Annotated in this window: 23 protein-coding genes; 12 read left to right on the top strand and 11 right to left on the bottom strand. The window is 68.7% G+C overall.

All coding sequences use genetic code 11. The features are described 5' to 3' along the window. The first annotated feature begins 22 nt into the window (after positions 1–22). Positions 23–199, top strand: coding sequence for a hypothetical protein (locus tag ACFVM3_RS09535; protein WP_378437180.1), 177 nt, complete (start codon positions 23–25; stop codon positions 197–199). A gap of 68 nt (positions 200–267) precedes the next feature. Here ACFVM3_RS09535 and alc read toward each other — a convergent pair whose 3' ends face one another. Both alc and allB read right to left on the bottom strand, forming a co-directional pair. Beyond that, complete coding sequence (alc, locus tag ACFVM3_RS09540) at positions 268–1284, bottom strand: allantoicase (RefSeq protein WP_378437182.1); 1017 nt, start codon at positions 1282–1284, stop codon at positions 268–270. Position 1285: 1 nt separating this feature from the next. Further along, the gene (allB, locus tag ACFVM3_RS09545) at positions 1286–2614 is read right to left on the bottom strand and encodes an allantoinase AllB (protein ID WP_378437184.1); all 1329 of its coding nucleotides are present in this window, start codon (positions 2612–2614) and stop codon (positions 1286–1288) included. A gap of 104 nt (positions 2615–2718) precedes the next feature. Here allB and ACFVM3_RS09550 point away from each other — a divergent pair, with 104 nt between their 5' ends. Genes ACFVM3_RS09550 through pucL form a run of 4 tightly spaced genes read left to right on the top strand, consistent with a single transcriptional unit; the run spans position 2719 to position 4944 of the window. Continuing rightward, a complete protein-coding gene (locus tag ACFVM3_RS09550; RefSeq protein ID WP_125673209.1) occupies positions 2719–3195 on the top strand; it encodes a helix-turn-helix domain-containing protein in 477 nt (158 codons plus the stop codon). Positions 3196–3253: 58 nt separating this feature from the next. Then, positions 3254–3745: a 2-oxo-4-hydroxy-4-carboxy-5-ureidoimidazoline decarboxylase gene (gene uraD / locus ACFVM3_RS09555; protein WP_378437186.1), complete on the top strand. Its 492-nt coding sequence runs from the start codon at positions 3254–3256 to the stop codon at positions 3743–3745. Further along, positions 3742–4059, top strand: coding sequence for a hydroxyisourate hydrolase (gene uraH, locus ACFVM3_RS09560; RefSeq protein WP_378437188.1), 318 nt, complete (start codon positions 3742–3744; stop codon positions 4057–4059). Before uraD ends, uraH begins: the two co-directional genes overlap by 4 nt. Before the next feature lie 6 nt (positions 4060–4065). Then, complete coding sequence (gene pucL / locus ACFVM3_RS09565; RefSeq protein ID WP_378437190.1) at positions 4066–4944, top strand: factor-independent urate hydroxylase; 879 nt, start codon at positions 4066–4068, stop codon at positions 4942–4944. A 72-nt stretch (positions 4945–5016) separates the two neighbouring features. Here the strand turns inward: pucL and ACFVM3_RS09570 are convergent, their stop codons facing one another. Beyond that, positions 5017–6522: an alpha/beta hydrolase gene (locus ACFVM3_RS09570; protein ID WP_378437192.1), complete on the bottom strand. Its 1506-nt coding sequence runs from the start codon at positions 6520–6522 to the stop codon at positions 5017–5019. Between the two features lie 171 nt (positions 6523–6693). Between ACFVM3_RS09570 and ACFVM3_RS09575 the strand changes: the two genes are divergently transcribed. Both ACFVM3_RS09575 and ACFVM3_RS09580 read left to right on the top strand, forming a co-directional pair. After that, a complete protein-coding gene (locus ACFVM3_RS09575; protein ID WP_378437257.1) occupies positions 6694–7245 on the top strand; it encodes a TetR/AcrR family transcriptional regulator in 552 nt (183 codons plus the stop codon). A gap of 102 nt (positions 7246–7347) precedes the next feature. Further along, positions 7348–8037, top strand: a complete 690-nt coding sequence (locus ACFVM3_RS09580) for a hypothetical protein (protein WP_378437194.1) — start codon at positions 7348–7350, stop codon at positions 8035–8037. 42 nt (positions 8038–8079) lie between these two features. On the opposite strand, the gene ACFVM3_RS09585 is transcribed toward ACFVM3_RS09580, so the two are convergent. Genes ACFVM3_RS09585 through ACFVM3_RS09615 form a run of 7 tightly spaced genes read right to left on the bottom strand, consistent with a single transcriptional unit; the run spans position 8080 to position 15403 of the window. After that, complete coding sequence (locus ACFVM3_RS09585) at positions 8080–8451, bottom strand: gamma-glutamylcyclotransferase (protein ID WP_378437195.1); 372 nt, start codon at positions 8449–8451, stop codon at positions 8080–8082. Continuing rightward, positions 8442–9884: an NCS2 family permease gene (locus ACFVM3_RS09590; protein ID WP_378437197.1), complete on the bottom strand. Its 1443-nt coding sequence runs from the start codon at positions 9882–9884 to the stop codon at positions 8442–8444. The genes ACFVM3_RS09585 and ACFVM3_RS09590 overlap by 10 nt, the downstream gene beginning before the upstream one ends. Positions 9885–9920: 36 nt before the next feature. Next, positions 9921–10415, bottom strand: coding sequence for a nucleoside deaminase (locus ACFVM3_RS09595; RefSeq protein WP_192740924.1), 495 nt, complete (start codon positions 10413–10415; stop codon positions 9921–9923). Positions 10416–10447: 32 nt separating this feature from the next. Next, the gene (gene pucD, locus ACFVM3_RS09600) at positions 10448–12730 is read right to left on the bottom strand and encodes a xanthine dehydrogenase subunit D (RefSeq protein ID WP_378437199.1); all 2283 of its coding nucleotides are present in this window, start codon (positions 12728–12730) and stop codon (positions 10448–10450) included. After that, positions 12727–14076, bottom strand: coding sequence for an 8-oxoguanine deaminase (locus tag ACFVM3_RS09605; protein WP_378437201.1), 1350 nt, complete (start codon positions 14074–14076; stop codon positions 12727–12729). The genes pucD and ACFVM3_RS09605 overlap by 4 nt, the downstream gene beginning before the upstream one ends. Continuing rightward, positions 14073–14543 (bottom strand): (2Fe-2S)-binding protein, encoded by a 471-nt coding sequence (locus tag ACFVM3_RS09610; protein ID WP_378437203.1) that lies wholly within the window; start codon positions 14541–14543, stop codon positions 14073–14075. The genes ACFVM3_RS09605 and ACFVM3_RS09610 overlap by 4 nt, the downstream gene beginning before the upstream one ends. Next, complete coding sequence (locus ACFVM3_RS09615) at positions 14534–15403, bottom strand: FAD binding domain-containing protein (protein ID WP_378437205.1); 870 nt, start codon at positions 15401–15403, stop codon at positions 14534–14536. Before ACFVM3_RS09615 ends, ACFVM3_RS09610 begins: the two co-directional genes overlap by 10 nt. Before the next feature lie 136 nt (positions 15404–15539). Between ACFVM3_RS09615 and ACFVM3_RS09620 the strand changes: the two genes are divergently transcribed. The 5 genes from ACFVM3_RS09620 to ACFVM3_RS09640 all read left to right on the top strand — a co-directional run bounded on the left by ACFVM3_RS09620 (position 15540) and on the right by ACFVM3_RS09640 (position 20047). After that, the gene (locus ACFVM3_RS09620; protein ID WP_378437206.1) at positions 15540–16961 is read left to right on the top strand and encodes a PucR family transcriptional regulator; all 1422 of its coding nucleotides are present in this window, start codon (positions 15540–15542) and stop codon (positions 16959–16961) included. 2 nt (positions 16962–16963) lie between these two features. Continuing rightward, the gene (locus tag ACFVM3_RS09625) at positions 16964–17446 is read left to right on the top strand and encodes a MarR family winged helix-turn-helix transcriptional regulator (protein WP_378437208.1); all 483 of its coding nucleotides are present in this window, start codon (positions 16964–16966) and stop codon (positions 17444–17446) included. A gap of 36 nt (positions 17447–17482) precedes the next feature. Next, complete coding sequence (locus tag ACFVM3_RS09630) at positions 17483–18088, top strand: DsbA family protein (RefSeq protein ID WP_378437210.1); 606 nt, start codon at positions 17483–17485, stop codon at positions 18086–18088. A 9-nt stretch (positions 18089–18097) separates the two neighbouring features. Continuing rightward, on the top strand, positions 18098–18577 hold the full coding sequence (locus tag ACFVM3_RS09635; RefSeq protein ID WP_378437212.1) for a GNAT family N-acetyltransferase: 480 nt from the start codon (positions 18098–18100) through the stop codon (positions 18575–18577). Between the two features lie 228 nt (positions 18578–18805). Beyond that, a complete protein-coding gene (locus tag ACFVM3_RS09640; protein WP_378437214.1) occupies positions 18806–20047 on the top strand; it encodes a DUF222 domain-containing protein in 1242 nt (413 codons plus the stop codon). Positions 20048–20209: 162 nt separating this feature from the next. Here ACFVM3_RS09640 and ACFVM3_RS09645 read toward each other — a convergent pair whose 3' ends face one another. Next, on the bottom strand, positions 20210–20659 hold the full coding sequence (locus ACFVM3_RS09645; RefSeq protein WP_378437215.1) for a hypothetical protein: 450 nt from the start codon (positions 20657–20659) through the stop codon (positions 20210–20212). Positions 20660–20695 lie beyond the last annotated feature (36 nt).

The raw sequence follows: 20695 nt of genomic DNA on the forward strand, positions 1-20695 counted from the left end.
CTGCCCGTGAGAGGGTGGCGGCATGGCCAAACCGACGCCGCTGCAGATCAGGAACATCGTCATGGCGGTGCTCATGGTGGGTGCCCTGGTGTGGAACCTGTCCATCGGCGGCGCTTGGTGGCTCACCGCGATCTTCTCGATCGGCACCGTCCTTTCGCTGCTCTCCGCGTACCTGAACCGGCCCGGCGCTCGCCCCTGACTCCGCATTTCGTGCTCTAAACGCGGTAGTTCTCGATGCCAACTGCCGCGTTCAGAGGACGAAACGCGTCAGGGGCGAGCGGCCTCGAAACGCGAAGCGAGATCCGCGCGGCCGCGCTCCGAGAGCGCCCCGAAGAGCCGTAGGCGCGCCATCCCGCCGTCGGGATAGATGTCGAGGCGGACCTCGGTCACCTCAGGCCCCTCGGCGAGCGCGAACCGGTGCCGGGTGTCGGGCTGCAACCGCGTCTTGGGCAGCAGTTCGACCCATTCGCCGTCACCGTCCCGGCCGCTCAGCGACGCCCAGCCCGGCGCGTTGCCCTTGAGGTTGCTGTTGTCCAGTTCGGCGAACCGGACGACGCCCGCGCCGGCGAGGCGCACCGTGACCCAGTCGTTCCCGTCGTCCCGGCGCCGCGCGGTCTCCCAGCCCTCGGCCTGATGCGCGGCGAGCCCCGGCGAGAAGAGGTTGTTGGGCGAGGAATAGAACATGTCGCTGCAGCCGGTGACCACCGCACCGTTCTCCAGCGCGGCGAGGTCGAGCGCACCGAGGTCGAGCAGCCGCGGATCCGGGATCGGCGTGCCGTGCACCCGCAGCCGGGCCACCCCGCCGTCCGGATGCATGGTCAGCCGGACATGCGTGTAGCGCTTGCTTCCGCCGATCTCGAAGAAGTTCTCCGTGTGGCCCGCCGCCGCGCCGCGTTTCACCAGCACGTCCCAGTCCGCTTCGGCCAGTTCGGCGGCGTTGGGATAGCCGTCGACGGCGCACGCCTCGACCGAGACGAACGGCGGGTAGTTCCCCTTGAAGAACGCGGTGTCGACGATGACGCCGGTGATCGCGCCGGCCAGGCCGAGCCGGACGACGGCCTGGTCGTCGCCGGGTTCGCGGTGCCGTCGGGTCTCCCAGCCGTCGTAGACCTGCCCCTTGGGACCGAAGGTCTCCGCCCGATGCGCGGGAACCCAGGGATTGACCAGGTTCTCCTTCTCGGCGAACAACTCGTCCGTCGCCCACATCACGGTCCCGCCGAACTTGCGCGAGGCCAGATCGGGCCGGGCTGTCCACTCAGGACGGTCGTTCACGGCATCCTCCATCTCAGCAGTCACCCCGGGTCAGCAGAACGCCTGCCGGGTCTTCACCGGTGATCTCCTCGCCTCGCAACCACGTGCTCCGGACGACACCGGCGAGCGGCCGTCCGTGGTAGGCGCTGACCGGGTTGCGGTGCTTCAATTTCGCGACGTCGACGACGAAAGCCTCGTCGGGCGCGAACACGCTGAAGTCGGCGTCGTAACCCGGCGCGAGATGTCCCTTGCGCCGCATCCCCGCCTGCGCGGCCGGATGTTCGGCCATCCAGCGGACGACGTCGGTGAGGGCGAACCCGCGCTGCCTCGCCTGTGTCCAGACGGCGGGCAGGCCGAGTTGCAGACCGGCGATCCCGCCCCACGCGAGCCCGAAATCACCGCTGTCGAACCGTTTCAACTCGGGGGTGCACGGCGAATGGTCGGTCACCACGCAGTCGATGACACCGTCCGCGAGGCCCTTCCACAGCAGTTCGCGGTTCCCGGCCTCGCGGATCGGCGGGCAGCATTTGAACTGCGTGGCGCCGTCGCCGATCTCCTCCGCCGTGAAGCTCAGGTAGTGGGGGCAGGTCTCGGCGGTCAGCCGGACGCCGTCGCGCCGCGCGCTCTCGACCATCGGCAGCGCGTCCGAAGAGGACAGATGCAGGATGTGCGCGCGGACTCCGGTCTTCCTGGCGAGCTCGATGACCTGCGCGATCGCCACGTTCTCCGCGCCGCGCGGCCGCGAGTGCAGGAAGTCCTCGTACTTCTCGCCGTGCGGGTCGGGCGCGTGGTCGATCGCGTCGGAGTCCTCCGCGTGCACGATGATCATGCCGTCGAACGTCCGCAGTTCGGTCATCGCCTCTTCGAGCCCGCGCGCGTCCAGCGGCGGGAACTCGTCGACGCCGGAATGCAGCAGGAACGACTTGAAACCGAACACCCCGGCCTCGTGAAGGCCGCGCAGATCCGCGAGGTTGCCGGGAATCGCCCCGCCCCAGAACCCGACGTCGACGTGCACCCGCCCCTCGGCGGTCTTGCGCTTCACCTCCAGCGACGCGACGTCGACCGTCGGCGGCAGGCTGTTCAGCGGCATGTCCACGATCGTGGTGACCCCGCCCGCCGCGGCCGCGCGGGTCGCCGAAGCGAAACCCTCCCATTCGGTGCGGCCCGGGTCGTTGACGTGCACATGCGTGTCCACGAGTCCCGGCAGCAGGACGACGTCCTCGCCGAGTTCGAGCACCCGGTCGCCGTCCAGGTCCGCTCCGGCGGGCTCCACCGCGACGATGCGGCCCTCGTCGACACCGACGGTCGCGGGTACCTCCCCGGCGGCCGTCACCGCTCGCGCGGCCTTGATCACCAAGTCCATAAAAAGCCTCCAACTTCCACTGAGTGGAATCGAGGTTTCGCACTCCGACATTAACTCCGGCCACCCTGCTCGTCAACGAGCGCGGGCGGCGCTACCTTCGCTGGGTGCAGTTAGAAGCCGAGTTCACCAGCGAACCGTTCCACGGCGAGGGTCCACCACCCGAACACGCCGTCAAAGCCCGCGACACCGCGGAAGACGCCGGCCTGTCCGCCGATTTCGGCCCCCTCGGCACCCTCGTCCGCGGCGACGCCGACGCCCTTCTCGACGCACTCCCCGCCATCGCCAGGGCGGCACTGGACGGCGGCGCCACCCGGGTGACGCTCCAGCTCCGGCAGGTCGGCGACGAAACGACCGAGCCAGCCGTCGAACTGCACAGCGCGCTGGCGCGGCTCATCGGCGACGTCGAACGCGAACTCGGCGGCAAACTCGACACCCTCGACCGCGCCGCCAAGCAGCGCGCGGTGCGGCTGCTCAAGGAACGCGGCGCGTTCGGCCTCCGCAAGTCGGTGTCGACCGTCGCCGAGGCGCTGGGGGTCACGAGGTTCACGGTCTACAACTACCTCAACCGGGACCAAGACTGAAGAGTCGATTCAACAAAATGTTGACGACGGCGGAATCGTCGCCGTACCGTCAGTTCCCGTGCCGCTCACCATTCGAGAGTTCAACGAGGCTCCCGCACAGGACGTCCGGCCGGCGCTGACCGCCTGCCTCGACGTCCCGCGCTGGGTGGAGACCCTGCTGGCCAGGCGCCCGTACGCCGATCTCGCCGCACTGCTCGCCGCTTCCGAGGCGCTCACCCCGTTGCGTCCCGAAGAGGTCCGGCGCGCCATGGCCGCCCATCCCCGGATCGGGGAGAAAGCGGGCGGGAAGAGTACCGAAGCGGGCTGGTCCCGCTCGGAACAGTCCGGTGTGGACGGTGACGCGGCGCGCGAGTTCGCCGCGGCCAACGCCGAATACGAAGCGACGTTCGGGCATGTCTTCCTGGTCTGCGCGAGCGGCCGGAGCGGCGCCGAACTGCTGGAAAACCTGCGTTCGAGGCTCTCGAACGACCCCGAAAAGGAACTCGAAGTGGCCGGTCAAGAGCTGGCCAGGATCGCCGCGCTGCGGCTGGAGAAGGCGGTGACGGCATGAGCCTCGTGACCACGCACATCCTCGACACCGCCGCGGGACGGCCCGCCGCGAACGTAGGGGTCCGGCTCGAAACCGGCGCGGGCGAACCCGTAGCCGACGGGCGGACCGACGCCGACGGCCGGATTCGCGACCTCGGCCCGGACACCCTGGAACCCGGGGTCTACCGGCTGGTCTTCGACACCGGCGCCCACCTCGGCCCGGACTCCTTCTTCCCCGAAGTCACCTTGACCTTCCGCATCGCCGACGGGACCGAGCACCACCACGTGCCGTTGCTGCTGAGCCCGTTCGCCTATTCCACCTATCGAGGGAGCTGATCGCCCGTGGCCATCACCCTGGGCCCCAACCAGTACGGCAAGGCCGAAGTCCGGCTCGTCACCGTTCAGCGCGAAGGCAGCGTCCACCACCTCAAGGACCTCACCGTTTCGACGTCGCTGCGCGGCGACCTCGCGGCCACGCATCTCACCGGCGACAACGCCGACGTCGTCGCGACCGACACCCAGAAGAACACCGTCTACGCCTTCGCCAAGGAAGCCCCGGTCGGCGAGATCGAGGACTTCGCGCTGCGGCTCGGCCGCCATTTCGTCGGCTCGTTCGAGCACATCACCGGCGCCCGGATCCTGATCGACGAACACGGCTGGAACCGCATCTCCGGCCACGACCACGCGTTCTCCCAGGCGGGCAGCGAGAAGCGGACGACCGCCGTGACCGTACAGGGCGACCAGGCCTGGGTGGTGTCCGGTTTGGACGATCTCGTGGTGCTCAAGTCGACCGGCTCGGAGTTCCACGGCTTCCCGCGTGACGAGTACACGACGCTGGCCGAGACGAACGACCGGATCCTCGCGACCGCCGTGACCGCGCGCTGGCGCTACCAGGGCGACGGGATCGACTGGGCCACGAGCCACGCGGAAGTCCGGCGGATCCTGCTGGAGACCTTCGCGGACAAGCACAGCCTCTCCCTTCAGCAGACGCTGTACGCGATGGGAGAAGCTGTGCTCAAGGAACGCGAGGAGGTCGCCGAAGTCCGGCTCTCGCTGCCGAACAAGCACCACTTCCTGGTGGATCTGTCACCCTTCGGGCTGAAGAACGACAACGAGGTCTTCTACGCCGCCGACCGCCCGTACGGCCTGATCGAGGGCGTCGTCCTGCGCGACGACGCCGAGGATCCGGGCCTGGCCTGGCACACCCTCGCCGCCTTCTAGGGCAGGGGCACGTCGCGAAAGGCACTTTCGGGACGTCTGACGTCCCGAAAGTGGCTTTCGCGACCGGTGTCGCTAGGGAGCAGGCAGCGGCATACCCGGGACGCTCTGGTCGGCGGGGACGACCCCGTCGACCAGGAAGGCGTTCACGATCTTGTCCACCGCTGGGTTGCCGTCCGCGTAGAGCCCATGGTCGCCCTCACCGGTCACCGTCAGCATGCGCGAGTTCGCGAACCCCGCGTGCGCCTTTCGGGCGCCCTCGATCGCCGTGGCCGGGTCATGCTCGGAGTGGACGATCAGCACCGGCGGGACGCCCTTGCCGTCCAGTTTCGGCAGCGGACGCGGTTCCTTGTCCCAGAACAGGCAGACCGAGGCGTTCAGCGTGCCGCCGCCCGCCAGGAGCAGACCGCGATCGAGGTTCCGCTGTGAGGCGCGGATCAGCGACTCGCGGGTGCCGATGAAACGTCCCTCACCACAGAGGGTGTTCCAGAAGGTGGCGTCCTGCGCGTCGGGGTGGTCACCCGCCGCCTCGACGGCGGCCTTCGCCTCGGCCATGGCCGCCGGGTTCTCCATCGCGTCCCGGATCTTGACCAGCAGGTCGGCCAGCGCCGGGAAAGTCGCCTTCTTGTACAGCATGTAGATGATGGCGGTGTCGAGCTCCATCGGCCCGCTTCCGTTCAGCGGGTTGCGGGACAAGGCGTAGCGGACCCGCTCGTAGTTCTGCCGGACCTCTTCGCCGTTGGTGCCGAAGTGGTACTTCGCGTCGTACCGCGCCATCCACGGCAGGAAGTCCTGCCGCCAGCGCCGTTCGAAACCGACGGGCTGCCGGTCGAACGTCTTCTGCCAGTCCGTGGTGAACTCCGTCGCGGAGTCCAGCACGAACCGCCCGGTCCGCTGCGGGAACTGCTGGGCGTAGTGCGCGCCCAGCCAGGTGCCGCCCGAATACCCGACCCAGTTGATCTTCTCGCGGCCGAGCAGGTCGCGAAGCAGATCGAAGTCCCTGATCGTCTGGTACGTGGTGATCAGCGGCCCGAGTTCGCCGCCGGCGCTCTGGCAGGACCTGGCCACGTGCTCGGCATTGGCCAGGATCTGGTTCAGATTGCGCGGATCCCGGTCGCGCGGATCCAGCTGCCGGATGAGGTCGGCCGTACCCCGGCAGGTGACGTTGGTGCTCTTGCCGGTCCCGCGCACGTCGATGCCGATGATGTCCTGGTGCTCGCGCAGTTTCTCCTGCCCGCGGAACGTCACCGGGAACCAACGCCCGGGACCGCCCGGCCCGCCGGGATTGGTGAGCAACGAGGCCGTCGACGTCCTGGTGGCCTTCAGCCTGCTGATGGCGATGGTCAGGTCCTGCCGCTCTCCCGCACGATCCCAGTCGCGGGGTGTGCGGAACGTCGAGCATTCGAGCCCGCTGATGTCGGTGCCCGGCGGCAACGTGACCAGTTCCTCCGCCGCGCAGGGATGCCAATCCAGCTTCTGGTCGGCGTAGTGCGCCGGGACGCTCGCCGAAGCCGTGGTGGCTCCGGCGAGCAACCCGCCCACGATCACCGGGAGCAACCCGACGGCCAAGAGCCGCTTCATGTTCTTCCCCCTTCTTCCCTGGTTTCCCAACGGATCACGACGCTAGGGCCGGCCACACCAGGCCAACATCGACCGCAGGTAGCGCCGGAAGGTGAACCAAGGTCGAAGGGACCACCGGAACTTGATAGAACGCTCTATCATGGCGGGGTGACTGGAACGCGGGAACGCATCGTGAACGCCGGCGCCGAGCTGCTCCGGCGCAACGGGTACACCGGCACGGGGGTGAAGCAGATCGTCGAGGCGGCGAACGCGCCCTTCGGCTCGCTGTACCACTTCTTCCCCGGCGGTAAGGAACAGCTCGGCGAGGAGGTCATCCGCACCTCGGGGATGATGTACCTCGCGTTGTTCGAGATCTTCTTCGCCGACGAGCCGGACCTCGCCCACGGTATCGAGGCGTGTTTCGCCAGCGCCGCCGAGACGCTGAAGGCGACCGACTACGCCGACGCGTGCCCCATCGCGACGGTCGCGCTGGAGGTCGCCAGCACCAACGAGAAGCTGCGGGTCGCGACGGCCGACGTCTTCACGGCGTGGATCGAGACCGGCTCCGAGAAGCTGGGCAAGTACGGCCTCGAACCCGAAGCGGCGCGGCGCCTCACGATCGCTTTGGTGAACAGTCTCGAAGGAGCGTTCGTGTTGAGCCGTTCGCTGCGTAACACCGAAGCGCTCGAGGTCGCGGGGGCCTCGTCGGTGGCCTACGCGCGCACGTTGCTCCCGGATGCGTGAAGCACCGACGGCGGAATCCTGAACACCGGGATTTTCCCGCAACGCACCACGGCTTCCGGCCGACCTAGCGGTCGCCAACACCGGAATCCGTTTGGGGAGCCCATGATCATCAGGAAGCTCGTGATCGGCACCATCGCCGCGGCCGCGCTGCTCACCGCGGGCGCGGTACCCGCGACCGCCGCCGAGGTCCAGCCGTCCACCCTCACCACGACCACCAGCAGCACCAGGATCGACGCCGGGCAGACCGTCACGGTCTCCGGGAAGCTCACCAAGGCCGACGCCACCCCGATCGCGGGTGCGGAGGTGGGCATCTCGTTCTGCTTCAACGGTTTCTGCGGTGAGGCGCAGGCCAAGCCGGTCACCGACGCCGTCGGCGCGTACAGCGCGACGCTGACCCCGATCCGCACCGGCAACTATCGCGCGGACTTCTTCTCGACCGACCCGTCGATCGCGAACTCGGGCGCCGACACCGCGAAGATCGTCGTGCTCCACCCGGCGAAGATCACGTCGTTCGCGGCGGGCCGGGACGCGGCCAAGGCCGTGACCGGCTCCGGCACCATCGAGTTCCCCGGCCGGTACACCGCGAACCCGATCCCGGTCGAACTCCAGTACTTCTCGTTCAGCACCTACCGCTGGACCACGGCGGCGACGGTCACCGCCACCTGGAACGGCACCACCTGGGCCTTCACGGCTTCGGCCGAACACCGTAAGCCCGGCGTCTGGCGGGCCTTCTACGCGGGCGCGCCCGAAATGTTCCACCCGGCGGCGAGCGACCTCGTCTTCGTGCTCTGACGTTCTGTGAAGGCCTCCCCGTGGGAGGCCTTCACAGAACCACTAGCGGGACGCCAGATACGCCCGCCAGTCCCCCACCTCGGAGATGTCGGTCAGCTCCGGAGAGTCCACATAGGACGAACGCAGGACGGTGGCGAGACACGCCGCACCGTCCTCCAGCTCGATGACGCCCAGCTCCAGTTCCGGTGGTTCGGCCGGGACGAGGTGATCCCGGAGCACCGCGAGCGGCAGGTCGTAGACCTCGCCCACGACGGACGCTGAGCCGCCTTCGTGCATCGCCGGGAACCGGTCGCCCACGGAGTAGTAGTGATACTTGGGCGCGGATCGGGCCACGCAGCACAACGGCGCGCCCTGCAACTGTTCGTGCAGCGGTCCGCCGCGCATCCCGCCACCGTTGAGGAACATCAGAACCACGACATGATCCCTTCGATCCCGAAGTACACCCCGAACACCGCGGCCAGGATCCCCAGGATCCAGCCGATCTCGCGGATCTTGCCCTTGCAGATCTTGATCAGCACGTAGGCGACCAGCCCGGCGCCGATCCCGTTGGTGATCGAGTAGGTGAACGGGATCAGCGCGATGGTCAGGAACACCGGGATCGCGAAATCCAGGTCCCGCCAAGGGATCCGCGCGCATTGCGCCATCATCATCCCGCCGATGACCACCAGCGCGGGCGCCGCGGCCTGCGCCGGGACGATGGCCGCGATCGGCGTCAGGAACAGCGTGGCGGTGAACAGCCCGCCGGTGACGATGCTCGCCAGCCCGGTCCGCGCGCCTTCACCGACGCCTGCGGCCGATTCGAGGAACACGGTGTTCGGCGCCGACCCGGTGACTCCGCCCGCCAGCGCGCCCGCGCCATCGACCAGCAGGATCCGGCCCATCCCCTCGACCTTGCCGTTCTTGACCAGCCCCGCCTCCTCCGAGACGGACGTGATCGTGCCCATCGCGTCGAAGAACCCGGACAGCACCAGCGTGAACAGGAACACCGCCGCCGTCACCGCGCCCGCCGAACCGAACCCGCCGAAGAGGTCGATATCGCCCAGCAGGCTGAAATCGGGATGCGCCACGACCTGGTCGGGCACCTTCGGTTCGACCAGCCCCCAGCCTTCGACGTGGAACACACTGTTGACCAGCACCGCGAGCCCGGTCGCGACCGCGATGCTGATCAGCACCGCGCCCGGCACCCCGCGGCTCACGAGCACGATCATCAGCAGCAACCCGAGACAGAAGATCGCGATCGGCCAGCCTTCGAGATGGCCGGCGATCCCCATCCGCACCGGCACCGTCGACTGCGCCGAATCCGGTGTCCTGGTCACGAATCCCGCGCTGACCAGGCCGACCAGCGCGATGTAGAGCCCGATGCCGACGGTGATCGCCACCTTGAGCGCCATCGGGATCGCGTTGATGATCCGCTCGCGGATCCCGGAAACGGCCATCAACACGATGCAGAATCCTTCGAGGACGACGAGCCCGAAGGCCTGCGCCCACGTCATGGCCGGAGCCATCTGGAAGGCCACGACACCGTTGACGCCGAGACCGGCCGCGAGCGCCAGCGGCGCATTGCCGACCAGTCCCATCAGGATCGTGGTGACGCCGGCCGCCAGCGCGGTCGCGGTGGTGATCGCCTCGGTGGTCAGCTTCGCGCCGGTGATGTCGGCCGACGCGCCGAGGATGAGCGGGTTGAGCAGCACGATGTAGCACATCGCGACGAACGTGGTGATCCCGCCGCGCACCTCTCGGCCGATCGTGCTGCCGCGGTGGGAGATCTTGAACCAGCGGTCGAGCCCGGACAGCCGCCCCGGCTCGGGCGAGGGCAGGTGGGGACGCTCGGTACCTAATTGGGTCATGCCTACTCCACAACGTTGTGGGGCGGGAAGATTCGCTCAGTAAGCCTTCTTGTCGGGTTTCGACAGCCAGGCCTGGAAAGGCGCGAAAGAGTCCGGAAGGGACAGTTGGCCGACGGGTAGTGACCAGGTCTCGCGCGGGCGGGAAAAGAGGTCGTAGAACTCGCGGTCGTCGAAACCCGCCTCGGCCGCGTCGTGGCGGTCCGCGGCGTAGACGACCTTGCCGACGCGTGCCCAGAGCGCGGCGGAAAGGCAGAGCGGGCAGGGCTCGCAGGAGGTCACGAGGACGCAGCCGTCGAGTTTGTAGTCGCCGATCGCCTGGCAGGCCGCGCGGATCGCGACCACCTCGGCGTGCGCCGTCGGGTCCAGCGTCGGCGTCACCTGGTTGGTCCCGGTGGCCAGCACCGAACCGTCCCGGACGATCATCGCGCCGAACGGTCCGCCGCCGCGCTCGACGTTCGAGGTGGCCAGCTGGACGGCTTCGGCGAGCCATTTCTGCTCGTCGGACTCCGAAATGGACAGACGGGTACCCACGGATGTGCTCCTAGCTCGGAAAAGTACGGATATCAGGTGCCGGTGAGGTGCTCCGGGCGCACCGGGACGCGGGGCAGCGCGAGCCCGGTGGCCGCGCGGATGGCCGCGACGATCGCCGGGGTGGACGAGATCGTCGGCGGTTCCCCGACCCCGCGCAGACCATACGGCGCGTTGGGGTCGGGCCGTTCGAGGACGTCGATGTCCATCGGCGGCATGTCCAGCACCGTCGGAATAAGGTAGTCGGTGAACGACGGGTTGCGGATCTTCCCGCCGTCGGTCTGGATCTCCTCCATCACCGCGAGCCCGAGCCCCTGCGCGGAACCGCCCTGGATCTGGCCGAGCACCGCCTGCGGGTTGAGCGCCTTGCCGACGTCCTGCGCGCAGTCGAGCGCGACGACCTTGATCAGGCCGAGTTCGGTGTCGACGTCCACGACCGCGCGGTGTGCCGCGAAGCCGTACTGGACGTGCGCGTTCCCTTGCCCTGTCTCGGGATCGATGGGCACGGTCGGCCGGTGCCGCCATTCCACGGTCTCGTCGAACACCTCGTCGCCGAGGACGTCGGCGAGGTCCGCGAGCACGCTGCCGTCGGCGGAGACGACCTTGTTCGCGACGACGCTCAGCTTCCCGTCCGCGGCGAGTTTGCCCGCCAGATGCTTGTGCAGCCCGGATCGCACCGCGGCGCACGCCGCCTGGACGGCGCCACCGGTGACGTAACTCTGCCGGGAGGCCGACGTCGAACCGCCGTTGCCGATATTCGTGTCCATCGGCAGGATCGTCACCTGGTCGATGCCGAGTTCGGTCCGCACGATCTGCTGCATGATCGTGACCAGGCCCTGGCCGACCTCGCAGGCGGCGGTGTGCACGGTCGCCGCGGGTTCGCCGCCGACGAGTTGCAGCCGCACACGGGCGGTCGAGTAGTCGTCGAAGCCCTCGGAGAAACAGATGTTCTTGATGCCGACCGCGTAGCCGACACCGCGGACGACGCCCTCGCCGTGCGTGGTGTTGGAGACGCCGCCGGGCATGCGGCGCAGGTCGAGTTCCTCGTGCGTGACCGGCAACGGCTTGGCGCGCAGGCGTTCCAGCAGCTCGGCGACCGGGGCGGCCGAGTCGACGATCTGCCCGGTCGGCATGACGCTGCCTTCGGCCATCGCGTTGCGGATCCGGATGTCGACCGGGTCGAGGCCGCAGGCTTCGGCGAGGTTGTCCATTTGGGACTCGTAGGCGAAGCCCGCCTGCACCGCGCCGAAGCCGCGCATCGCGCCACAAGGCGGGTTGTTGGTGTACACACCCCAGCAGTCGACCGAAGCACTGTCCACATTGTACGGTCCGACGCCGAGGGTGGCGGCGTTCGCGACCACCGCGCCGGTGGACGAGGCGTACGCGCCGCCGTCCAGGTACAGCTTCGCCCGGACATAGACGAGGCGGCCGTCCTTGTCGGCCCCGTGCTCGTAGTACATCTTCGCCGGGTGGCGGTGCACGTGACCGTAGAAGGATTCCTCGCGGTTGTAGACCATCTTCACCGGCTTGCCGGTGTGCAGCGCCAGCAAACACGCGTGGACCTGGATCGAGAGGTCCTCGCGGCCGCCGAACGCGCCGCCGACCCCGCCCAGCGTCAGCCGCACCTTCTCCTTGGGCAGCCCCAGCGCGGCCACGATCTGCTGCTGGTCGACGTGAAGCCACTGCGTGGCCACGTAAAGATCGACACCACCTTCGGTGTCCGGGATCGCCATGCCGGACTCCGGCCCGAGGAAGGCCTGGTCCTGCATGCCGACCTCGTAGACCCCGGACACCACGACGTCAGCCTTCACCGACTGGTCGCCGTGCCGGATCTTCGCGTACCGCACGACGTTCCCGCCGGGGTGCAGCTCGGCTCCCTCGCCGGCGGCGGCCTTCTCGGAATCCGTCACCGGTTCGAGGACCTCGTAGGAGACCTTGATCCGCTTCATCGCGCGGCGCGCGGTCTCGGGATGGTCCGCGGCGACGAGCGCGACGGGCTCGCCCTGGTAGCGCACGACGTCGACGGCGAGCACCGGCTGATCCGCGTGCTCCAGGCCGTACTTGTTCACGCCGGGCACGTCTTCGTGGGTCAACACCGCGTACACCCCTTGTACCGCAAGGGCTTCGGTGATGTCGAGGCCGGTGATCCGCGCGTAGGGATGCGGGCTGCGCAACGTCGCGCCCCACAGCATGTCCTCGTGCCACAGATCCGAGGAGTAGGCGAATTCGCCGCGGACCTTGACCGTGCCGTCGGGCCGTTGCGGGCTCGTCCCCACCCCGTTGCCGGTGGTCTGCTTGGAGACTTCAGTGGTGGTCATACCGTCTCCCTCAGCCGCGCACTGGCCACGGCCAGCTCACGGGCGATCTCGTCTTCGGATTCGTCGCGCAGCGTTCCGCCCTCGACGACGGTCGCGCCGCCGACGTACAACCGCTCGACCGGTGGGGTCGTGCCGAGCACCAGAGCGGCGACCGGGTCGGTGATCCCGGCGTAGTCCAGGCCGTTCAGGTTCCAGACCGCGAGGTCGGCGAGCTTGCCCACCTCGATCGATCCCAGGTCCTTCTGACGACCGAGGCAGCGCGCTCCGCCCATCGTGCCCATCCACAACGCCTCGCGTGTGGTCAGCGCACGGGGTCCGCCGCGCTGGCGGGCCTGGAGCAACGACTGGTGCAGTTCCTCGCCCAGGCCACCGGATTCGTTGGACGCGGCACCGTCTACGCCGAGCCCGACCGGCACTCCGGCGTCGAGCAGCTGCCGGACCGGGGCGATCCCGGCGCCGAGACGCCCGTTGGACGTCGGACAATGCGCCGCGCCGGTACCGGTGGCACCCATCCGCCGGATCGCCTCCGGGGCGAGGTGGATCGAGTGCGCGAGCCAGACGTCGTCGGCGAGCCAGCCGAGTTTGTCGGCGTACTCGGCCGGGGTGCAGCCGACTTCGGCGAGGCACTGCTTCTCCTCGTCGACTGTCTCGGCGAGGTGCGTATGGAGCCGGACGCCCTTGCGGCGCGCCAATTCCGCCGCGCCGGTCATCAGCCGCTCGCTCACCGAGAACGGCGAACACGGGCCGGCCGCGATCTGCAGATGGGCGCCCGCGGAGGCGTCGTGGAACCGCTCGATCGCGGCCTCGGTGCCGAGCAGCGCGACTTCGGTCTCCTCGACGAGGTTGTCCGGCGGTAGCCCGCCCTGGGACTCGCCCCGGTCCATCGAGCCGCGCACGACGTGCAGCCGCACGCCGACCCGGATCCGGGCGGCGGCGAGGGCTTCGACCTGGTCACCACCGTCGCGCGGGAAGACGTAGTGGTGGTCGGCGACCGTGGTGCAGCCGGTGGTCGCCAGCCGCGTCAGGCCTGCCGTGGCCGCCGCGTGCGTGATCTCGGCGTCGAGCCTGCCCCAGATCGGGTACAGCGCGACCAGCCACTCGAAGAGCGTGTGGTCGGCGGCGAGGCCGCGCGTGGCCCACTGGTAGAGATGGTGGTGGGTGTTGATCAGACCGGGTGTGACCAGGCAGCCGGAGCCGTCGACGCGTTCGTCGTACTCGCCGTCGGGCGCCTTCCCCGGGCCGACCGCCGCGATCCGGTCGTTCTCGATGACGACGTGGCCGGAGGCGTGCTCGGTGCCCGCTCCGTCGACCGTGGCGATCGCGGCGTTCTCGATGACGGTCTTCACGGGGTCTCTCCCCTGGTCGCGGCCAGCCGGACGGCGTCGAGGATCTTTTCGTATCCGGTACACCGGCAGAGGTTCCCCGCCAGTGCCTCACGAATCTCCTCGTCGGCGGGGTTCTCGACGCGGTTGAGCAGATCGTGCGCCGCGACCACGAGGCCCGGCGTGCAGAAGCCACATTGGACGGCACCGGCGTCCACAAAGGACTGCTGGACGCGATCCAGCTTGTCGCCCTCGGCGAGCCCTTCGACGGTGCGGACCTCGCGGCCTTCGACCTGACCGGCCGCGACCAGGCACGAGCACACCGGGACGTCGTCGAGATACACCGTGCAGGAGCCGCATTCGCCCTGTTCACAGGCATTCTTGGAGCCCGGGAGGCCGAGCCGCTCGCGGAGGACGTACAGCAGGCTTTCGCCCTCCCAGACGTCGTCGGCCTGGCGGGATTCGCCGTTGATCGTCACGTTCACGCGCACTCGCGTTCACCCTTCTGGAAGTCGTTCCACGCCCAGGTCAGCGTTCGCCGCGCCAGGACGGACAGCGCGTGTTTGCGATAGTCGGCGCTGCCGCGGACGTCGTCGATCGGCGACGCCGCCTGGGAGACCAGCTCGCCGAACCGGCGTTTGACGGAATCCGTGATCGAAGCCTTGGTGGCCCAAGGAAGTTCAGCGACGAGGAACTCTTCGGCGGCGGTCGCGCGGCGCGGGGTCGGCGCCGCCGAACCCACGGCCGCGCGGATTTCGCGCGTGTCCAGGTGCAGCGCCAGCGCGAACGAGCAGACCGCGATGACCATCGCGTTGCGCGTCCCGACCTTGGCGAACTGCTGCGGGCCTGCCTCGGCGGGCAGGTGCACCGCGGTGATCAGCTCGTCGGGTTCGAGGGCGTTGCGTTTGACGCCGAGGTAGAACTCCTCGGCCGGGATCAGGCGGGTGCCGCGGACGGACGCGGCTTCGACCTCGGCGCCGAGCGCGAGCAGGACGGGATGCGTGTCCCCCGCGGGCGAGGCGGCGCCGAGGTTGCCGCCGACGGTGCCCCGGTTGCGGATCTGCGGCGAGCCGACGGTGCGCGACGCCATGGCCAGCGCGGGCAGAACTTCACCCAGCTCAGCGATCACCCGGACGTAGGGCACCGAGGCGCCGAGGCGGATCCTGCCGTCGGTCTCCGTCCATTCGGCGAGTTCGGTAACCCGGTTGAGATCGAGCAGCGCGTCCGGGCGGCGGTGGTCGAAGTTGAGCTCCACCATGACGTCCGTGCCGCCCGCGATGGGCACCGCGTCGGGCCGCTCGGCCTTGACGGCGAGCGCCTCGGTCAGCGAGCTGGGGCGCAGGAAATCCACTCTCGGGCTCCTCGGTTCGGCGGCGATATGTGACGGCTGACTCAGTAGACGCCCTGTGCCCGTATGGCGGCAACGGTGCCGAAGCATGAAATCGCCCCTGCACGGCCGGGTCGTTTTGTGCTTTCCTACAAACCTGATGACGACCGTGAAAACTCTGCTCGCGCTACCCGGGCTGCGCTTGCGCGTACGCGCCGGGACGGCTTTGCTCGACCGTCCGGTGTCCCGGATCTACGTCACGGAACTGTCCGATCCCGGGCGGTACGTGTCGGCGGGCGAACTCGTCCTGAGCGGGTTGCTGTGGTGGCGCGGGCCGGGTGACTCGGAGGCGTTCGTCGCGGCGCTCGCGAAGGCCGGGGCGGCGGCGCTGGCGGCGTCCGGAGCCGACTCCGACGGCATCCCCGAAGACCTCGTCGAAGCCTGTACGCGCCATGGGATCCCGTTGCTGGAGGTGCCGGCGGACCTGTCGTTCTCGGTGGTCACCGAACGCGTCGTCCTGGCACTGGCCGCGGCCGCGGAAGGCGCGCGCAAGCGTTTGCTTTCGGCCGCGACGGAAGACTCGTCGGTCGAGGCCCTTCTGGAGCGGGCGCGCGGCGAGATCGGCCTCCCTTGCTGGGTGGTGCCCGTCGGCACCCCGTCGGATCTCGTGCGCCGGTTCGTGGCCGCGGGCGGGCGTTCCCTGGAAGCCGACGACGTCTCCGTCCGGCCTGTCGGCGGCAGGCACGCGTTGCCGTGGCTGCTCGCGATCGGCGGCAGGCTGACCGCCTCGCAGGCGGAGATCGCCGAAGAACTCGCCGGGCTGATCGGGCTCGCGCGCACGCGGGCGGACGAGGTCCGCGCCGTCACCGACAGGGTGCTCGAACCGCTGCTCGCCGCGCTCGACGAGGGAAGTGATCCGCACGCGGCTCTGACCGCGACCGGGCTGCGCGGCGATCTGCGGGTCGTCGTCGCGCGCACCGAAGGATCCGAAGCGGCACGCGGCATCCTGACCGAACTCCTGCCGCCGGGCGCGCTCGTCGGCCCCGCCGGGGAGACCACCTGGGCGCTGGCCGAGGACGACGGCGAATGGCCGGAGGACTGGCCTGCCACGGTGACCGACACCCTGACCGGCGTCGAATCCCTGTTGCCGTGCCGCCGGGTGCTGATCGGCGTCAGCGACCGTTCTCCGGTTTCCGTGCTGCGAGGCGCGAAAGAGGTCGCGCGCTACGCGCTGGCCGTGGCGGCGGAACGACCCGGCACGATCGAGGTCGTCCCCGGCGGCGAGATCGGCATGCACCGGCTGCTGCTGGCGGGCGCGCCCGACGACCTGCGGGCGGCGTTGCGGCGGCGGGTGCTGGGCCCGCTGCTGAGCTACGACGCCGAACAGGGCACCGATCTGGTGCACACCCTGCGCGTCTACCTCGAATGTTCCGGCTCGCCGACGCGGGCGGCGCGGACGCTGCACGTCCACGTCAACACCTTGCGATACCGGATCGGGCGCGCGAGCGAACTGCTCGGCACCGACCTGACCGAGTTCACCGAACAGCTCGACGTCTATTTGGCCTTGTCGGCAGGGAGCTGAAAATGGGCATCACCACGGCGAAAGAAGCCGCCTACGACCCGCGCGTGGTCGCCTTCGGCCGGATGATGGGCGCCGCGAACCGGCTCGAATACCTGCTCGGCCGCGCGCTGGAGGCCGAATGCGGGATCTCGCACCTGATGTTCGAGGTCCTGCTCATCGTCGGCAGGTCGGGTGAAGCCGGGATGAGCATGCGCGCGATCGCGCAGGAGCAGGTGCTGACCACGGGTGGCGCGACCAGGCTGGTCGACCGGATGACCACCCTCGGCCTCGTCATCCGCTCTTCCGATGCTCAGGACCGTCGCGTGCAACTCGTGCGGCTGACCGAGCAAGGCGAGGAGACGACCGTGCGCGCCGCGCGGGTGCACGTCGAGAACATCCAGCGGCTGTTCCTCGACCCGCTGCCCGCCGACCACCGCGAACGGTTCGCGCAGGACCTCCGGACGCTCAGCCACTCGGCCCGTGACGCACTCCCCAAACTCCGGTAGGAATATCTGACCAGTCAGACATCGTTGAGTCCGGTCATGAAGCTCATCTATGTCTTCGACGCGTACTGCGGCTGGTCGTACGGGTTCGCCCGCACCATGGCCGACGTCGCGCACCGGCATCCGGATCTGCCGGTCGAAGTGGTGTCCGGCGGCCTGTTCCTCGGCGGGCGCCGCGTCCCGATCCGGCAGTTCGGCTACGTCCGGGGCGCCAACGCCGAGATCACCCGCCGGACCGGCGCGCCGTTCGGGGAGAGCTACGAACGGCTCATCGCGGACGGGGAGTTCGTCATGGACTCCGAGGCCGCCGCTTGCGGAATGGCCGCGTTGCGCGAGGTCGCGCCGGACCGCGCGGTGCGGCTCGCCGCGCTGCTACAGGAGGCCTTCTACCTCGACGGGCTGAGCCTGTCCGAGACCTCGACCTATCGCGTGGTCGCGCAGCGAGCAGGCCTGGACGGGGACGCCGTCGAGGCCGCCCTGGACCAGGTCTCCGCCGCGGACGATTTCCGGCGGGCACGGGAATTGGGTGTCACCGGCTATCCCACCCTGCTGGCCGACTTCCCCGGGGAACGGATCGTGACGCTGGTCTCCGGAAACGCGAGCGCGGAGGAAGTGGAGCGGCGGATCGGCGCGCTGGTTTCCTAGACTTCGCGCGTGCCTTTGACGATCCGACCGGCGACACCCGCGGACGCCGACGCCGTCGCGAAGATCTGGTACCACGGCTGGCAGGACGGACATCTCGGCAACGTGCCCGACGCTCTCGTCCGGATCCGGACCCGCGAATCGTTCTGGGAGCGGGCCGCGGACCGCATCGGCGACACGACCGTCGCCGCACTGGACGGCGAGGTGGCCGGTTTCGTGATGGTCGTCGGTGACGAGGTCGAACAGGTCTACGTTTCTTCGGAACACCGCGGGAGCGGAGTGGCCGGAGTACTGCTCGCGGAAGCCGAACGACTGGTGAGCACCGGCGGGCATTCACGCGCCTGGCTCGCCGTCGCGCCGGGGAACGCGCGGGCGCGGCGGTTCTATGAGCGGTGCGGGTGGGTCGACGAGGGCGAGTTCGACAATCGGGTCGCCGGCCCGGAGGGACTGATTTCCGTGCCTTGCCTGCGTTATGCGAAAACGGTCGCTTGAGACCTTCGCAATTAGTCGACTAATTGCGGCCGACTTCGGGCGCTTTGCCAGCAACATGGATCGTTATCGGTTTTACCGGGAATTGAGCCCGCCAGCCCGGATGCGCTTTCGATGCCTCAGCGTGTTCACGCCATCCTGAGCGGATCACCCTTCAGTGTTGTTCACGCGTTTCTCTTGTCGCTTAAAATTACGAACGCATGTTCGATTATTTTGCGGTATTATTGAGGGGTGTCCGAGACCTTGCTCCCCGAGTTGCCGCAGGAGTTGTGGCGCGCCGGCAAGCTGGAGCTTGCCCATGGTGTGCAGCAGTCTCTGCGGGTGATTCGGATGGCCACTGCCAGTTTGGGGCGGTACTTGGCGGAGATCGAGTCTCGGGGCGTCAAGGACTTGTACGGCTACGGGTCGACGGCCGCGTGGTTTGCGGATGTGGCGGGGTTGTCGCGCGGTGAAGCAGGTCCGGTGGTGAAGCGGGCGCTCGCGTTGAACCCGACCCGTGCCTTGGATGGCACCGAAGTTTCGCCTGCCGCACCCGCCACCGCCGCGGTCGCCGCGGAGGGTCTGGTTGGAGACGAGCGGATCGATCAGATCCTGGAGATCTTGAAGAAACTCCCCGCTGAGGATCAGCCGAACGCGGAGAAGATCCTCGCGAATCTCGCGCGGGACGCCGGTCCTCGCCAGCTGGCGGAGGCTGAGGCGAACCTGCTCGGGTTGCTGGACCCCGACGGGAACGAGCCGAAGGATCCGGAACCCAAGGAGCCGCGCCGGGAGATCACCCTGGAGCGCCGCAAGGACGGGTTCTGGAAGCTGACCGGGTTGCTCGATGACGAGACCGGTGCCCGGACGAAGGCTGCTCTCGAGGCGTATGCGAAGCCGCGGCCCGTCGATGAATTCGGGCAGGCGGACCTGCGGATGAAGTGCGAGCGCATGGGTGATGCCTGGGTCGACATCCTCGACCTGGCGATCGCGTGCCCGGACCAGCCGGGCACCAGCGGCTACCGAACCTTGGTGAACGTCACCATCGGCCTCGAGGAGCTGAAGTCGGGTCTCGGGACCGCGTGCCTGGACTTCGTCGGCACAATGACCGCCCGCGAAGCGCGGCTGGCCGCCTGCGACTGCCTCATGCTGCCGGTCGTGATGAGCGCCGCCGGAGAGCCCCTCGACGTGGGGCGGCTGCGGCGGTTCGTCACCCCGGGCCAACGCCGGGCGTTGAACATCCGCGACGGTGGCTGCGCGTTCCCCGGATGTCATCGCAAACCGAAGAATTGCCACGCTCACCACATCGTGCACTGGTCAGACGGCGGGCCGACGGATCTCCGGAATCTCGTGCTGCTCTGCGGATTCCACCACCGGCTGATCCACCACGGCGACTGGGAAGTCCGCATGGCCACCGACGGGTTACCGGAATTCATCCCACCCCAATATCGAGATCCGCTCCGGCAACCCCGCCGCAACACCCTGCACCACCGCTGAACCCCCAAGGAGCCCGTCGGCCACCGGCGACGGGCCCCTCGGCATGCCCACACCCAGGCACTCCGCGAAGGACTCCTTCACTACCCGCCCCGAATACACAAACAAGGACCGCCCACACCCAAGACGCGAATCCCAAGGAACCCGAGAACCACCGAAGTTCGCTCACGGTGATTTCTGGCTCCACCGGACCAGATACCCAGGCCCGTCGAGACGGTAACGATCGTCGTCGAAGGAAGCCCAGGACGCGACCCTCCTCCGATGCGTTCGCGGAACTCTGCGCAGCGGCGCCAAGATCTCATCGAGTTCGCCGAAGCGAACATTCTTCGGCGGGCTACCGGGATGGGGACCGACCTGGCCGTTGCACAGCCACTCCGCGAAGATCAGGTAATGCTCGATCTCCGCCTCGAGCGTGGATCGGGCGATCGGCCAGATCAGGAACTCACCCGAATCCGCCTCATCCTCGCCCGCGAAATACGCGCTCTGAAAATAACTGGGCACACCATCCACGTCGGCCACGCCTGACACTGGACCATCCCAGTACTCATTCTCGACATACACGCGTTCATAGCCCTGAGCCATCAGGATCCGCCGCCGATGCGCCGCATCATCCATGGGAACACACAGCCCCCTCCTTGTTGCCGGTCTTCA

It is taken from the genome of Amycolatopsis sp. NPDC057786 (genome assembly GCF_042797905.1).
Lineage (GTDB): Bacteria > Actinomycetota > Actinomycetes > Mycobacteriales > Pseudonocardiaceae > Amycolatopsis.

Bases quoted from the DNA above. Each gene is read 5' to 3' on its own strand.
- ACFVM3_RS09570 (WP_378437192.1), bottom strand. From the start codon at position 6,522: ATGAAGCGGCTCTTGGCCGTCGGGTTGCTCCCGGTGATCGTGGGCGGG.
- ACFVM3_RS09630 (WP_378437210.1), top strand. From the start codon at position 17,483: ATGAAGCTCATCTATGTCTTCGACGCGTACTGCGGCTGGTCGTACGGG.
- ACFVM3_RS09625 (WP_378437208.1), top strand. From the start codon at position 16,964: ATGGGCATCACCACGGCGAAAGAAGCCGCCTACGACCCGCGCGTGGTC.
- pucD (WP_378437199.1), bottom strand. From the start codon at position 12,730: ATGACCACCACTGAAGTCTCCAAGCAGACCACCGGCAACGGGGTGGGG.
- ACFVM3_RS09580 (WP_378437194.1), top strand. From the start codon at position 7,348: ATGATCATCAGGAAGCTCGTGATCGGCACCATCGCCGCGGCCGCGCTG.
- ACFVM3_RS09535 (WP_378437180.1), top strand. From the start codon at position 23: ATGGCCAAACCGACGCCGCTGCAGATCAGGAACATCGTCATGGCGGTG.
- alc (WP_378437182.1), bottom strand. From the start codon at position 1,284: ATGGAGGATGCCGTGAACGACCGTCCTGAGTGGACAGCCCGGCCCGAT.
- uraH (WP_378437188.1), top strand. From the start codon at position 3,742: ATGAGCCTCGTGACCACGCACATCCTCGACACCGCCGCGGGACGGCCC.
- ACFVM3_RS09590 (WP_378437197.1), bottom strand. From the start codon at position 9,884: ATGACCCAATTAGGTACCGAGCGTCCCCACCTGCCCTCGCCCGAGCCG.
- ACFVM3_RS09645 (WP_378437215.1), bottom strand. From the start codon at position 20,659: ATGGATGATGCGGCGCATCGGCGGCGGATCCTGATGGCTCAGGGCTAT.
- ACFVM3_RS09620 (WP_378437206.1), top strand. From the start codon at position 15,540: ATGACGACCGTGAAAACTCTGCTCGCGCTACCCGGGCTGCGCTTGCGC.
- allB (WP_378437184.1), bottom strand. From the start codon at position 2,614: ATGGACTTGGTGATCAAGGCCGCGCGAGCGGTGACGGCCGCCGGGGAG.